Origin of the sequence: uncultured Bacteroides sp. (assembly GCF_902491285.1) — a bacterium.
Lineage (GTDB): Bacteria > Bacteroidota > Bacteroidia > Bacteroidales > Bacteroidaceae > Bacteroides.
The window spans coordinates 32,322-47,209 of record NZ_CABUHK010000005.1 but is presented as its reverse complement, the minus strand read 5'-3'; the positions used below and the strand labels follow the sequence as shown (position 1 = coordinate 47,209).

Annotated in this window: 9 protein-coding genes; 7 read left to right on the top strand and 2 right to left on the bottom strand. The window is 39.8% G+C overall.

Annotated features, from left to right (window positions below):
- The first annotated feature begins 114 nt into the window (after nucleotides 1-114).
- The gene (locus RDN93_RS02315) at nucleotides 115-888 is read left to right on the top strand and encodes a radical SAM protein (RefSeq protein ID WP_308744050.1); all 774 of its coding nucleotides are present in this window, start codon (nucleotides 115-117) and stop codon (nucleotides 886-888) included.
- A gap of 347 nt (nucleotides 889-1,235) precedes the next feature.
- Here the strand turns inward: RDN93_RS02315 and RDN93_RS02310 are convergent, their stop codons facing one another.
- Nucleotides 1,236-1,781 (bottom strand): RNA polymerase sigma-70 factor, encoded by a 546-nt coding sequence (locus RDN93_RS02310; protein WP_308744049.1) that lies wholly within the window; start codon nucleotides 1,779-1,781, stop codon nucleotides 1,236-1,238.
- Between the two features lie 169 nt (nucleotides 1,782-1,950).
- On the opposite strand from RDN93_RS02310, the gene RDN93_RS02305 reads away from it, so the two are divergent.
- From RDN93_RS02305 to RDN93_RS02280, 6 genes are all read left to right on the top strand, one after another.
- Entirely contained in the window at nucleotides 1,951-2,889 is a 939-nt protein-coding gene (locus RDN93_RS02305) for a FecR family protein (protein WP_308744048.1), read from the top strand.
- A gap of 47 nt (nucleotides 2,890-2,936) precedes the next feature.
- Nucleotides 2,937-6,308 carry a TonB-dependent receptor gene (locus RDN93_RS02300; protein ID WP_308744047.1) on the top strand — a complete coding sequence of 1,124 codons (3,372 nt, stop codon included), beginning with the start codon at nucleotides 2,937-2,939 and terminating at the stop codon, nucleotides 6,306-6,308.
- Between the two features lie 19 nt (nucleotides 6,309-6,327).
- Nucleotides 6,328-8,265, top strand: coding sequence for a RagB/SusD family nutrient uptake outer membrane protein (locus RDN93_RS02295; RefSeq protein WP_308744046.1), 1,938 nt, complete (start codon nucleotides 6,328-6,330; stop codon nucleotides 8,263-8,265).
- A gap of 41 nt (nucleotides 8,266-8,306) precedes the next feature.
- Nucleotides 8,307-9,650, top strand: a complete 1,344-nt coding sequence (locus RDN93_RS02290; protein WP_308744045.1) for a BT_3987 domain-containing protein — start codon at nucleotides 8,307-8,309, stop codon at nucleotides 9,648-9,650.
- Between the two features lie 109 nt (nucleotides 9,651-9,759).
- Nucleotides 9,760-12,570 (top strand): M60 family metallopeptidase, encoded by a 2,811-nt coding sequence (locus RDN93_RS02285; RefSeq protein ID WP_308744044.1) that lies wholly within the window; start codon nucleotides 9,760-9,762, stop codon nucleotides 12,568-12,570.
- A gap of 17 nt (nucleotides 12,571-12,587) precedes the next feature.
- Entirely contained in the window at nucleotides 12,588-14,138 is a 1,551-nt protein-coding gene (locus RDN93_RS02280; protein ID WP_308744043.1) for a sulfatase-like hydrolase/transferase, read from the top strand.
- A 39-nt stretch (nucleotides 14,139-14,177) separates the two neighbouring features.
- Here RDN93_RS02280 and RDN93_RS02275 read toward each other — a convergent pair whose 3' ends face one another.
- Nucleotides 14,178-14,744 (bottom strand): RNA polymerase sigma-70 factor, encoded by a 567-nt coding sequence (locus tag RDN93_RS02275; protein ID WP_308744042.1) that lies wholly within the window; start codon nucleotides 14,742-14,744, stop codon nucleotides 14,178-14,180.
- Nucleotides 14,745-14,888 lie beyond the last annotated feature (144 nt).

Sequence of the window (14,888 nt, the reverse complement as noted above, 5' to 3'; positions counted from 1 at the left end):
GTGCAAAACTAATTGGAGAAATTAGTAGACAAAGTAAGCAGTTTAATATTGCAACGTCAACTGGAGATAATCAGTTTATAAAATATAAATTGTAAATGATAAAATTAGAATAAGATGACTATTATTTTTCCTTCACCCATCTTCGGTCCTGTTCATTCCCGCCGTCTGGGTGTTTCTTTGGGGATTAACTTATTACCGGATGACGGTAAAGTGTGTTCATTCGACTGTATTTACTGCGAATGTGGTTTCAATGCCGAACATCGTACGAAAAAGCATCTTCCTACCCGTGAAGAAGTCCGCACAGCTCTTGAAGAGAAACTGAAAGATATGCAGGCAAATGGCCCTGCCCCCGATGTACTGACATTTGCCGGAAACGGTGAGCCGACTGCGCATCCCCACTTTCCGGAAATCATAGAAGATACACTTGCGCTGCGGGATACCTATTTTCCGAAAGCGAAAGTGAGTGTATTAAGTAATTCTACGTTTATCGATCGTCCCGCTGTTTTTGATGCGCTGAATAAGGTTGATAATAATATTCTGAAATTGGATACGGTGGATGAAGAATATATCCATCAGTTGGACCGTCCGAACGGAAAATATTCCGTAAAGAAGGTTATTGAGAAAATGAAAGAATTCAAAGGAAATTGCATCGTACAGACAATGTTTCTGAAAGGTGGTTATCAGGGAAAAGACATGGATAATACGTCCGATAAATATGTACTTCCTTGGATAGAAGCGGTGAAAGAAATAGCTCCCAGTCAAGTGATGATATATACGATTGACCGTGAAACGCCTGATCATGATTTGCAGAAAGCTACCCATGAGGAGCTAGACCGGATTGTCTCTTTACTGGAAAAAGAGGGTATTTCGGCAACGGCTTCTTATTAGCATATGACTATTTATTGATAATCGTATGGATTTGAACTCATTCAAACTAATCTTAGTTTTCCTAAAATTAGATTGGCAGTATGCCATGATTTAATCTCCGTTATATATAAATTTATTCGTCTGACAGTTGTTGAACTTTCGTCTGACAACTGTTATTCCTCCGTCTGACAACTGTCAGACGAAAAAGAAACAATTGTCAGACGAATAAAATCATGCATCATCAGTCATAAATTCATTCAGTATTAACGACAAATTTGCACAAGTTGGAAATTAGTTCATAACTATACAGAAATGAACTAAACAGCGTCATAATGAAGTAAATAATATCGGTACGTAACTGTGAGAAATTAGCTGAGGAACAGTGACAGCAGATATAAATTCTTTCGTAAATATTTTAATGCTGCTGTCATATGGTATTCTACTGTCTTTTCACTGATTGACAATTGTTCGGCAATTTGTTTATACGTCAAATGTTGTTCGCGGCTCATACGGAATATTTGCTGCTGGCGCTCCGGTAATTGGGATATCAGTATGGAAAGATGTTTTTTTAAATCGGAAATTTCCAGTTGGTCTTCGTCTTCATAAGATTGCTCTATAGATTGTAATACTGTCATCTTCAAAAAAGAATAATTCAATTGTTTGCGTGAATAATTGAAAATCTGATTACGTGTAATGATAAACAGGAAACCTTCAAAAGGTTGCTTCTCATCAACTAAATGCCGGGTTTCCCACAGTTTAATGAATACTTCTTGTACTATTTCGGCAACATCTTCAGACGACACAAGATACAAACGGGAAAAGTTATACACTTTCTCCCAATAGAGTTTATATATGGATGAAAATGCTTCTTCATCCCCTTCTTTGAATTTTAGAATTAATTCTTTGTGTGTCATTTTAACTTCTATCATACAAAAGTAGATAAATAGTTTTATTAATGAAATAAAAAGGAGAAAAAAGCAGCAAGGAGAAAGATTTTGAAAAAAGATAAGATTTTCACTAGGGTGTAGGAAATCGAGATGTGTATTTATAACAAACGAGCAAAAGTAGAGCAAAACATATAGAATGAAAACAATAAATAAAAATCATAGATTAATAAAGAATCTGTTTCAAGACAAACTCAAAAGACACGAAGTTGGAGCATTATCTGAGATTGATATTGTAGAACAAAGTATGCAGGAACAATGGAAGGAAAATGTTGAAAGAGTAGATCCGGAGATTGGAGAACGGATATGGATTAAGATTCAGAAAGAGTATAAAATGAGCGCTGGCAAGAGGTACTTGTTTCAAATCCGGCAGCCGTTGATTGCCGCTTGTATCACTGTGGCATTAATCATTGGTGGATATTTTTTCTATACAGGAGTTTCTACACTGGAAGAGCAAGAGTTTGTAGAAATATTGGCGGAGAGCGATATGTTGTATGTATTACCGGACAGTTCGAAAGTATGGATGCATCCTGAAAGTTCCATCCGCTATGTGAAGAATTTCACGAAAGACAGAAAAGTGTGGTTGAAAGGTAGCTCTTTATTTGAGGTGCAAAAATATCCGGGAAGTAAGTTTCAGGTATGTATAGAAAAAGCTTTTATAGAAGTAAAGGGAACAAAGTTCCTAGTGGAAAAAATTGAGAATGGTAAAAACGAAATAACGCTGTTTCACGGATGTATTGCGTTTAATGCGGAACGTACCGGAGAAGAAGTTATAATGAAGCCTTTACAGCAGATAATATATGATCCCTCTGATAGTAAGATACAAACACGGAATATTGAGAATATAGAATGGCAACACGGAAAGTTCAAGTTTAATGCCATGCCTTTAAAACAATTGCTTCATATAGTTAATCAGATATATAATACCCATATCGTTTTCGAAGGAAAAGGAGAAAATTCTCCTTTTAGTGGTACGATTCGGCAAGATGAATCTTTGGCTGACGTAGTCGATAAAATTTGTTTCATTATGAATCTTCACAAAAAAACAGACGGTGATAAGATAGTAATAAGTAACTAAAAGTAACATAATAATTTAATCCTATGTCTAATATTAATAATTAAAACATGAAAGAAAAACATTTTTCTTATTGGCGGTATCTTAGATTTATCGCGGTTTTTATGCTCTTGTATCCGATTTCAGTCCTGGCAGCACAAGGACATATTTCGGTAAAGGGACAATTCTCCTTGAAGGAAGCTATTCAGTTTATTGAGAAAAACAGTGAATATACTTTTTTCTATAAAGACAGTGACTTGAGGGATAACACAAAGAAAAACATCAATTGTAGCGGAACCGTTGAAGAGGTATTGAAAAAGCTGTTTACAGACAGTGGAGTGAATTACATCATCAAAGGAAATGAAGTTATTTTCAAAGTAAGCAAAACGGAGAAGGCAGAACAACAGCAACAACAGAAGAAACGTGTTATAACAGGTACTGTTATTGACGGAGATTTGAAAGAACCAATTATCGGAGCTAGTGTGTGGCTGAAAAACAGTTCGTCCGGAGCAGTTACTAATTTGGATGGTAAATATACGATTACCGTTGAAGGAATTGGTGGCGTACTTGAATTTTCATACATCGGTATGACAAAACAGGAGATAGTCATTGGTGACCAAAGTATTATTAATGTAACGTTAAATGCGGATACGAAGAAACTGGACGAAGTTGTAGTAGTAGGTTACGGACATCAGAAGAAAGAGAGCGTTGTAGGTGCAATTTCTTCATTAGACGTAGGCGAATTGAACATTCCGGGTTCCAATATATCAAACGTACTGGCAGGACAACTTGCAGGTGTGGTTTCTATGCAGGCATCCGGTGAACCGGGCAAGAACAGTGCTTCCGATTTTTATATCCGTGGTATAGCTTCTTTCAAAGGCAACTCTACTCCGCTAGTCTTGGTAGACGGTATCGAACGCGAACTCGACTTGGTTGATGTAGACGATATTGCTACTTTCTCTATCTTGAAAGATGCTTCTGCATCGGCTGTATATGGTGTGCGTGGTGCAAACGGTGTTATCTTGATTACGACAAAGAAAGGTACGGAAGGCAAACCTCGTATCAATGTACGTGCGGAAATGGGATTCAAAACTCCTACACGTATGCCCGAAATGGCTAATTCTGTACAGTGGGCTGAAATGTATAATGAAGCGAAAGGGTTGACTGGTAACGGTGACGGCGGCTATTCAGCAGAGCAAATCCAGAAATATGGAGACGGTTCCGACACAGACCTTTATCCGAACGTAAACTGGCTGGACCAAATGTACAGGAACCTGGCTTCCAGCGAACGCATTACACTGAATCTTTCCGGTGGTGGTGATATCTGTAAATACTATGTATCCGGTGGGTTCTATAATGAAGGTTCTATTTTCAGAAATGCGGGTAATGTTTACGATTACAATTCTTCCATCCATTATACGAAGTTCAACTTCCGTGCCAATATGGATTTCTCGGTTACACCGACTACAACATTCAATGTGAACCTGGCTAATATTTATGAAAATTCATGGGGACCGGGAGCTACGACAAAAGATATTTGGGAGTATGCTTTCAATACTTCTCCGAATGCTTTTCCCGTTCAATATTCAGACGGAACTATTTCGGCACCAAGTTCCGCCAGTGGATTTAACCCGTGGAATCTGTTGGTACATTCCGGCTATCGTGAACAAAGCTGGAACTCTGCCCAGTCATTGATTGGTGTCACTCAGAAATTGGATATGATTACTCCGGGACTGACTGCAAATATTAAATTCTCTTGGGATGCTTCTAATAATACGTTACAGGTTCGTTCGAAAACTCCCCCTCAGTTTCATGCGACAGGACGGAATGATGACGGTTCATTGGACTATAAAACAATTTATGAAGGTTCCAATAATCTGTCATATGCCGCTCCGGTGACTGTATCCAAAATTACCACTTACATGGAAGGTTCACTTAATTATACACATTTATTTGCCCAAAAACATCGTGTAGGCGTTCTGTTTTTATATAATCATAAAATCTATAAACTGCTGACAGCAGAAAACCAAAAGAAGTCATTACCGTATAAGAGCCAGGGATTGGCAGGACGTCTGACTTATGCTTATAAAGATAAGTATTTTGCGGAATTCAACATGGGATATACAGGTTCGGAGAATTTTGCCCGTGGTCATCGTTTCGGATTCTTCCCTGCTTATGCATTGGGTTGGATGGTATCCAGTGAAAAGTGGTTTGAACCATTGACGAAGGTAGTAAATGACTTGAAGTTGAAAGCATCTTATGGTAAAGTAGGTAACGACGATATCGGAGCATACAGAAGATGGGCTTACGAACCGACTATCAATGCAGTAAATGGATGGAAATACGGGAAGACGGGCAATCAGACAGGTACAGGCTATCGTGTAGGAGAAATTGAAAACACGAATGTATCTTGGGAGGAAGCGACAAAAGTGAATGCAGGTATTGAACTCCGTCTGTTTGACAAACTGAAAATTCAGGCAGATTATTTCTACGAGGAGCGTAATGGTATTTTCCTGGCACGTGCAGGACTGCCGGCTATTGTCGGTCTTACGACAACTCCTTATGTAAATGTCGGCAAGGCAAAAGTATCCGGTATAGACGGCACGGTTGAATATCAGCAACAAGTAGGTAAAGTATTGCTGACAGGCCGCGGCAATTTTACTTTCTCCCGCAATCAGATGTTGGACAATGACGAACCGGATTGGGAATACAAATATCAGAACTCTATTGGCAAACCATTCGGGCGTAACGGTGCGACACAACGTAAAGGACTTATTGCTTTGGGATTCTTTGAAAGTCAGGAAGAGATAGACAACAGCCCGACACAGATGTTCGGTGAATACAGAGTGGGCGATACCAAATATAAGGATGTGAACGGTGATGGTAAAATTGATACATACGACCAAATCTCTATCGGTTATACCGACCTTCCTGAAATCACATACGGTTTCGGACTCACAGCCAAATGGAAGAATTTTGATGCCAGTGTATTTTTCCAAGGGGTAGCACGTACTTCTACCTATCTGAGCGGCACTCCTCTGCGTCCTTTCAGCAGTGACAATATGGACCGTTCGGCTATTTATGAAGATCTTTATAAATATTCATGGAAGACTACCAATACTGCCGACCAGAATGATGCTGCGAAATATCCTCGTCTGAGTTACGGTGCAGAAGCCGGCAGTTCCAACAATAACCAGTCATCTACTATCTGGTTGCGCGACCGTAGCTTCCTTCGTTTGAAAAATGCAGAAATAGGATATACATTACCGAAAACCTGGTTGAGCAAGACCTTTATCAAGTCTTTCCGTTTCTATGTAGCGGGAACCAATCTGCTTACATTCAGTAAATTCAAACTCTGGGATCCGGAATTGCTGGATACTACCAATGGAGCGAAATATCCGAATAATATGACCGTGACTATCGGTTTGAATGCTAATTTCTAATTAATAATATAGAATCAATATGAGACTATCAATAACAAAATATATACTGTTACTTTGCGGAATTATTCCCTTATTAACTTCATGTGAGGATTTCCTTGATAAGCAGGAAACCGAAGATATTACTTTTGAACAACTTTGGGAGAAGAGAGCCTATACACGCGGATATTTCCTGAATGCGATGAGCTTTCTGCCGAACGACCTGACAAGTTATGTCTCTACTCCTCAAAGTACAGCTACGGACGAGTTTATAAATGCCTCGAATGCTGGTGCCGAATCTATGAATACGGGAGCCTGGAATGCATCGAACGTACCCGGCGCAAATTTTAATTTGTATAATGGCATACGCGAATGTAATATCTTCATGCAGAATGTTTATAACTGTACAGATCCTACCGTCACACAAGAAGAAAAAGACGAATGGTATTGGTACACACGTTGGGCACGAGCTTATTATTACTTTCTGATGATGCGCAACTATGGACCTGTCTTTTTGTTGGGAGACGAAACCTTGCCATATGATGCCACTACGGAATCTCTTTACCGTCCGTGTAATACTTGGGAACAATGTGTGGAATATGTGACGGATGAAATGGGTAAATGTGGTACATACTTTAAAGAACACGGAAAAACAACCTGGACAGTAGATGCAGAATATGGATTGCCTACCGAAGGTGCTGCTTTGGCTGTCATTTCACGATTGAGACTTTATTCCGCACGCGATTTATATAATGGAAATACATTATATAACACTGTCAAGAATCCCGTGACACCTGATTTCCCGGAACTCTCCGAGCAATATTTATTCCCGCAGGATTATAATAATGACAAATGGAAAGAAGCTGTATTGGCTGCCAAAGCTGTCATAGATTTAGGAGTATATGAATTGCATAGAGATGCTGCAACTCCCAATGACCCGTATGCAAATTATCTTGGCATTACTCAGACAGACTGGAACAAAGAACTTATTTGGTCTACAGGATATGCAAGTCGGGAAATTGTAGCAAGAAGAACAACTCCGACAGGGGTAAAGACAAAGAAAGGTGGTAATGGAACTGCTTATGGAGCCTTGGGACCTTCACAACAACAGGTAGACGCTTATGCAATGGACAATGGCATATATCCGATTACGGGATACGAAGCTGATGGAACTCCGGAAATTGACAGAAACTCCGGTTATATGGAAAGTGGGACAACTAATTTTGAAAATCCTTTCCTTAGATATCTGAGCAAAGGAGATACTTATCAGAGTAAATACTATAAGAGAACAACCCGTAATATGTTTGTCAATCGTGAGCCACGTTTTTATATAGCTGTATATTGGAGTGACAGCTACTGGAGATGCGGGCCGGGTAAAGATGATTATGTATTATGTAATTTGGCAAAAGACGGTAACTCGAACACTTCTCACGACCATTCAAGAGGTGGATATTTGCTCAACCGTTTCTGTGACCATACTGCCAGTTTTGTGAATAACCAACCGGGGAATATGGTATTTCCGACATTCCGTTTGGGAGAAATCTATCTGAACTTTATCGAAGCAGCTTTGGAATGGGAGAAAAGAACCGGAGATAATCAGTATCATGCCAAGGCGATGGAATATTGGGCGGATTTACGCGACCGTTCAGGTATGAGTCCGATAACAGATGTTTATCCGGGTGCTACTATCAGCCAGTTGATAGAATACTATCGTCAAGAGCGTAGAGTCGAACTTGCTTTTGAAAATCACCGTTTCTTTGATACCCGTACATGGATGATTGCTACCACTACTGATAATGGCCCTATCTATGGTATGAACGTTGAAGCACAGGCAGTAAATGCAGATGATACTCCGGATGCTTTCTGGCGCAGGACAGTGGTTCAGAACCGTGTATTCAGAGCTAACCACTTCCTGTATCCTTTCAGCCAGAGAGAGTTGGACCGTAATAAACTGCTGACGCAGAACTACAAATGGAGATAAAACTATAATATAAAACAATATCTAATCAGAATTTAATTTATATGAAGACAAAAATATATATCCTTTCGCTGTTAGGCTGTTTATTACTGACTATGGGGTCTTGCCTCAGCGACGGAAAAGAAGATTACCTGGATGATTATAAATCATTCCTTTGCATTCTGAATAGCAATGAGCAGGATATCACTTTTTACAATACCGGTGAACCTGTCACTTATAACATAACGATTGATAAAGGTGGAAACGACCTGAACCTGCCGGCTTCGGCTACATTGAAAGTATTGAATGAATTCGATATTGAATATTACAATAATGAGAACAAAACCACTTTCAAACCTCTGCCTGCTGATTGTTATGACTTGCCTTCCGACATGACTGTCTCTTTTGGAGAGAAAGAACTGTATAAGATTAAAACGGTCACCTTTCATCCCGAGAAGATTTCTGCATTGAGTACGGGCGATTATACTTATGTGTTGATGTTGGAGCTTACAGACGGTACTTCTACCATTAATGAAAAAAATAAGTATATCATCGTGAAGCCTACGGTCTATCAACCTGCTTTCTCTCTTTCTGAATCAGGATTCAAACTTCCGTTTACGATTACCGAAGGCGTGGCTGAATATACATACGAGCTTCCTGTAACATTGAATGCTGCTCTCGCAGAAGATATAACCTGTGATGTAACAGTTAAAAAAGAACTGTTGGATGAATATAATGCTACGTCTTCCATTGAGTATTCATTAATACCTGATAAGGAAAACAATTATACCATCGGTAAACTGACCTTTACCAAAGGTAATGTTACGGCGAATCTGACCGTGAAGATTAATATTGCTAATCTGGAAGGCAACTTTGCTCTTCCGTTAGAAATAACTTCTACGAAATATGCTTTCTCCGGTGAAAATACAGTTATTATCGGATTACAGAATTCAGCACCGAAGATTACGCTTACACCGGATATGATGACCTTGACAGGAACAGATTTTGCAGACGGTAATGGATTTGCCGACTGGCTGGACGGTGATTTGGCTACTCAGGCACAGGTTACTTACGGAGGAGGTGCGCCAGCCTTCCCGCATCAGGTAGATATTCATCTCAAGAGTGCTATTTCCAAGTTGAGAGTAAGATATGCAACCAGAAATACCAATCAGCATCCTACAAAATTCATCATCTATGTTAGTAATGACGGTACAAACTGGAGAGAAATAAAAGTATTTACAGCAGAAGCAGACGGTCTTCCGGTATCGGCTACCACTTATTATGATACTTGCCCGACGATGCAACTGGGTGATTCATATACTTATGTCCGTTTTGAAGTTCATAGTTCTACTAATCCGAGTAAATTTAACACATGGGCACTCTCGGAGTTTGAATTATATGGCAAGTAATTACTCTCTCTTTATTCTAACAAATAACTAATCTTGAGGGCTGGCGAATAGATAATGCAGTGATGCATCAAATTCTTTTTAGTCAGCCCTTTTTAAAACAAAAAAGAGTATGAAGAATTATTTTTTGTATGTATTCATATCCCTGTTTCTGTTTTCCTTATCGTCCTGCAAAGATGACGATGATGTAGTGCCTGTATTGGAACTAAGTTCGGGAAATGCAGACTTTCATAAAGAAGCAGGTTCTGTTGTCATTGATGTAAAATCACTTCCGGCAGACTGGACAGCTTCTGTAGATGTGGAAGGAGAACAGTGGTGCAAAGCTGAACCTGTTAATTCCGGTGCAGGAGTGAAGATAAGCGTGTCAAGTAGTCCTAATAAGACTGTCCGTAGCACTTCGGTGATTATCAATAATGGAAAGTTGGATAAGAAAATCCTCGTACGTCAGTTAGGTACTGATACCGATATTCTGGTATCTCCTTCTTCTTTTACTTTAACTCCGGTAGGTGGAACAGTCGCTTTTGCTGTTACTACCAACCTGACGGAAGCAGAATTGGATGTCACCTACCCTTCCTGGATAAAGAAAGGAACAGATACACGTGCTGCAATGATTGAAATACCTTATCAATTTACCGTAGGTACTTATGACGGAAGTAGCGCGCGTACGGAAAAGATAGTGATAAAGGATAAAAAATCTGATGTTTCGGCAGAAGTCACAGTCACTCAGAATGGATTGGACGGATATACATCCGGTGATACTGAGGGAATTGCGGATGATGTTCAGTTGGAAGTGGTCAGAGGGGAAGCATCTACGGCACATGGCGGTGAAGGGATTGAAAAATCCTTCGATAGTGATATGAGTACTATCTATCATTCCAACTATCCTTTTGCAGAAGGAGTGACTAGCCATTACCCGGTGACGTTGACTTACTATTTCAAGGAAAATACAGAAGCACTCGATTACCTTACCTATTACCCACGTACAAGCGGTTCGAACGGAAACTTTGGTGAAGTGGAAATTCAGGTATCAACTGAAGAACACCCGGCTTTTGAAAGTGTGACCAATGAAACCGATTTTGATTTCGGCTCTAAGGGTGCAGTAGTTTCCTTTTCTTTTAATAATACAATACAGAAGCCGAAAGCAGTCCGCCTGATTGTTAAGTCCGGTGTGAACGGGCATGCTTCCTGTGCCGAAATGAAGTTCTTTGCCAGGAATCCGGAAGGGTTCGACCCATTGACTCTTTTCACAGATGTGACTTGTTCTGAGTTGCGGTCTGGCATTACAGAGGAAACGATTAACGCTTGTGACTATCCGTTTTTCAAAAATATAGCTTATTATATGTTGAAAGAAAAATATCCGGCTGACTTCCGTATTGCGGATTTCAAACCCTATCAGCATCCGGATATACAGGCTGCCATCAATAAGACAAGTACTTATAGCCTGTTGGATAATCCTACGGGCATCTTTGTGAAAGCGGGCGAAACATTGATTGTCATGGTAGGCGAAACCCACGGACAACATCTGAGCCTAAGAATACAGGACATGGATGCTCCTAATGCCGACGGTTTCAACAGCAGTGTTTCTTATAGCCTGCGCACAGGAATAAACAAGATTGTATCGGAGAAGAAAGGATTAATCTATGTGATGTATCATGTGAATGGTAATCTGGCAGACTATGACGAAGTAAAGATACACTTCGCATCAGGGAGTGTCAATGGCTATTTCGATGTGGCAAAGCACACCCGTGAACAATGGAGTACTTTACTGAACGGAGCTGTTGACGGTTATTTTGATGTCGTAGGAAAATACGCCCATCTCACTTTTCCTGTCAGCAAACTGAAAAGTACATCCAGTGGAAAGGACTTAATCGACCTTTTTGATGATATTGTATATAAGGAACAGATATTCCTGGGGTTGAGAAAATATAATAATAACGGTGGTACCGGTACAGATATTGATAACCGTATGTTCAGAAACCGTATGTATTTCAATGTTATGTATGGTGAGAATAACTATATGTATTCTACTGCCTATCATACAGCTTATAATGTTTCGACGATGAGTAATCTATGTAATGTCGACCAGATGAAAAGTAATAATTGGGGACCTGCTCATGAAGTGGGACATAGTAATCAGACCCGTCCCGGATTGAAATGGTTTGGAATGACTGAAGTGACCAATAATATTTGTGCGATGTACATTCAGAAATCGTATAATGCCCCTTCCCGTTTAATGACTACAAGCCCCAATGACGGTTATAGTAACTATTATGAGCATGCTATGACTTTATCTTTCTGTAATAGTGATATTTTTCATGCAGAATTGGGGGATGTATTTGACAAATTAGTACCTTTTTGGCAATTAGAGCTCTATATGGATTATGTATTAGGAAAAACAGATTTCTATAAAGATGTATACGAGTATGTACGTATCAATCCGGATTTATCGACCGATGGTGAACGGCAAATAGAATTTGCTTATAATTGCAGTAAGGCGGCAGGATTGGATTTGACAGATTTTTTTGTGAAATGGGGATTTTTAAAACCTGGTACATATAAATTCAATGATACATATACTGACGGAGAGGTAACAGTGACGGAAACACAGATAAATACTCTTAAAAATAGAATTAAAACTTTAGGATATTCCTCTCCACAACATAAATTGGAATATCTTTGTGATGATAATCTGGAAGTTTATAAGAAGAATGCGACTGTCGTTACAGGGACAGCTACCCGTTCAGGTTCAAAACTATCGATGTCAGGTTGGCAGAATGTAGCCGTTTATAAAGTTTGCGACAATGTAGGTAAGCCTATATTTGTATCTCCGCAATCTTCGTTTACTGTGGGTGGTTCTTTGCCGAATGGTTTTAGAGTTTATGCTATTGCAGCTAATGGTACTGAAACACAAGTAACATTTTAATAACAACATAAAATAACATGAAAAACTTGAATTTGACTCTTTTCACATTAGCGGGAATCTCTTCAATGCCTGCTACCCTATTTGCCGGACAGACCCAACCTGAGAGAAATCCGGTTGACAAACAACAGCCGAACATCATTCTGATTGTAGCCGATGACCTCGGATATGGTGACCTGAGTTGCTACGGTGCTCATCGCATTTCTACACCGGGTATGGACCGCATAGCAAACGAAGGAATCCGCTTTACGCAGGGATTCTGTACGGCAGCTACTTCCACCCCCAGCCGTTATTCCGTTATGACCGGACTATATCCGTGGACGAATACGGCAGCAAAAATCCTTCCGGGCAATGCAGCATTGATTATTGATACGAAAAAGATAACCTTGCCTAAACTGATGAAGCAGGCAGGCTATGCTACCGGCTCCGTCGGAAAATGGCATATCGGACTGGGAGACGGCAATGTAGACTGGAATAAAGATGTCCATCCCGGAGCAGCCGAAATCGGATATGATTATTCATTTATTCAGGCAGCTACCAATGACCGTGTTCCATGCGTCTTCCTTGAAAACGGACGTGTAGTGGGACTCGACCCCAATGACCCGCTTTATGTGGATTACCGTAAGAACTTCTCCGGTGAACCTACCGGAAAGAATAACCCTGAATTGCTCCGGATGCATCCGAGTGTAGGGCATGCCGGTTCGATAGTAAACGGTGTTCCCCGTATCGGATTCCAAAAAGGCGGTAAGGCGGCACAATGGAAAGATGAAGAAATGGCGGAGCTATTCCTGGATAAAGCCAAGCAGTTTGTCAACGACCATCAAAATGCTCCTTTCTTTCTCTATTACGGACTGCACCAGCCACACGTGCCCCGTGTTCCGAATGAACGTTTTGTCGGTAAATCGGGTATGGGACCTCGTGGAGACGTAATCCTCGAAGCTGACTGGTGCGTGACTGAATTCCTCAATGAACTGGATAAACTGGGATTGGCAGAAAATACAATCGTAGTATTGACCAGTGACAATGGTCCGGTACTTGATGACGGATATAAGGATGATGCAGTGGAGTTGGTAGGCGATCATAAGATAGCAGGTCCGCTTCGTGGTGGAAAAACAAGTATGTTTGATGGTGGTACACGTATTCCTTTCATGCTTCGTTGGCCGGCAGCAGTGAAACCGCAGGTATCCGATGTCTTTGTATGCCAGATGGACTTGCTTGCTTCTTTTGCTTCATTGCTGGGACAAACTTATCCAGATAAACTGAATAGCGAGAATACATTGGACGCTTTCTTGGGAAAGAGCAAGAAAGGACGTGAAGAACTGGTCATCGAAGGTATGTTCAATTATGCATACCGTCAGGGAGATTGGGCGTTGATTCCACCTTATTATAATCCTTACAGTAAAGAAGATGGTGAATTTATCGGTCTGGGGTATGGATATAAGCTCTATAACCTGAAGAAGGATATCGGGCAACAAGAAAATCTGGTAGATAAATATCCGAAAAGACTGGGTGAAATGATTAACCGTTTCGAATATCTGAAATCAACAACGAATAAAGTGACACGATATTAATTTTTTAGGGTGTGGGTTTATTTTAAATCCACACCTTCATCAGCAAAATGCAAAAAAGATAAACATTAATTTGACATTACTTTTTAAGTATTTAAGTGACTTGCTGATACTGTGTTCCACAGTTTTAATACTGATGCCAAGTTTATCGGCAATCTCCTGATAACTAAGATTTTCTTCACGACTAAGGAGAAAGATTTCCTTTTGCCTGGGAGGAAGTGCATTAATAAGTAGTTGCAGGTATTCCTTTAATTCATTGGCATATATATCCTCTTCAATTTCATAAAAAGCCTCTATATTAGTTTCGCTAAAAGCCCTAAGTGCAGATATCTTGTAAGAGTTTTCATTAAAACTTCGTTTGAAGGAGTTAAATACAATATTGCGGGTAATAATAAATAAGAATCCTTTAAAATTTTCATCTTCTTTGAGAAGAGCCCGACTTTCCCAGAGTTTAATAAAGACTTGCTGAACTATTTCTTTGGAATCATCAATGGAATTGATGTATAACCGTGTGAAGTTGTACATTGCATTCCAGTATTGTTGGTAGAGAAAAGAAAATGCTTCGTGACTACCATTTTTTAGTTGTAATATTGCTTCTTTTTCGTTCATCAACAACAATAAGTAATAGATTCCGTTTGTTGCAAAGATAGAGAAATAAATGATAATATATATTTTTTTGAAAATAAATTAGATTTAAGAGGGGGGGCAGATGTAGTTTGATTGTATTTATAATGAAGAGCAAAATAATACTCA

Coding starts and splice junctions, on each gene's coding strand:
- RDN93_RS02290 (WP_308744045.1), top strand. CDS start 8,307: ATGAAGACAAAAATATATATCCTTTCGCTGTTAGGCTGTTTATTACTG.
- RDN93_RS02310 (WP_308744049.1), bottom strand. CDS start 1,781: ATGACACACAAAGAATTAATTCTAAAATTCAAAGAAGGGGATGAAGAA.
- RDN93_RS02275 (WP_308744042.1), bottom strand. CDS start 14,744: ATGAACGAAAAAGAAGCAATATTACAACTAAAAAATGGTAGTCACGAA.
- RDN93_RS02295 (WP_308744046.1), top strand. CDS start 6,328: ATGAGACTATCAATAACAAAATATATACTGTTACTTTGCGGAATTATT.
- RDN93_RS02280 (WP_308744043.1), top strand. CDS start 12,588: ATGAAAAACTTGAATTTGACTCTTTTCACATTAGCGGGAATCTCTTCA.
- RDN93_RS02305 (WP_308744048.1), top strand. CDS start 1,951: ATGAAAACAATAAATAAAAATCATAGATTAATAAAGAATCTGTTTCAA.
- RDN93_RS02285 (WP_308744044.1), top strand. CDS start 9,760: ATGAAGAATTATTTTTTGTATGTATTCATATCCCTGTTTCTGTTTTCC.
- RDN93_RS02300 (WP_308744047.1), top strand. CDS start 2,937: ATGAAAGAAAAACATTTTTCTTATTGGCGGTATCTTAGATTTATCGCG.
- RDN93_RS02315 (WP_308744050.1), top strand. CDS start 115: ATGACTATTATTTTTCCTTCACCCATCTTCGGTCCTGTTCATTCCCGC.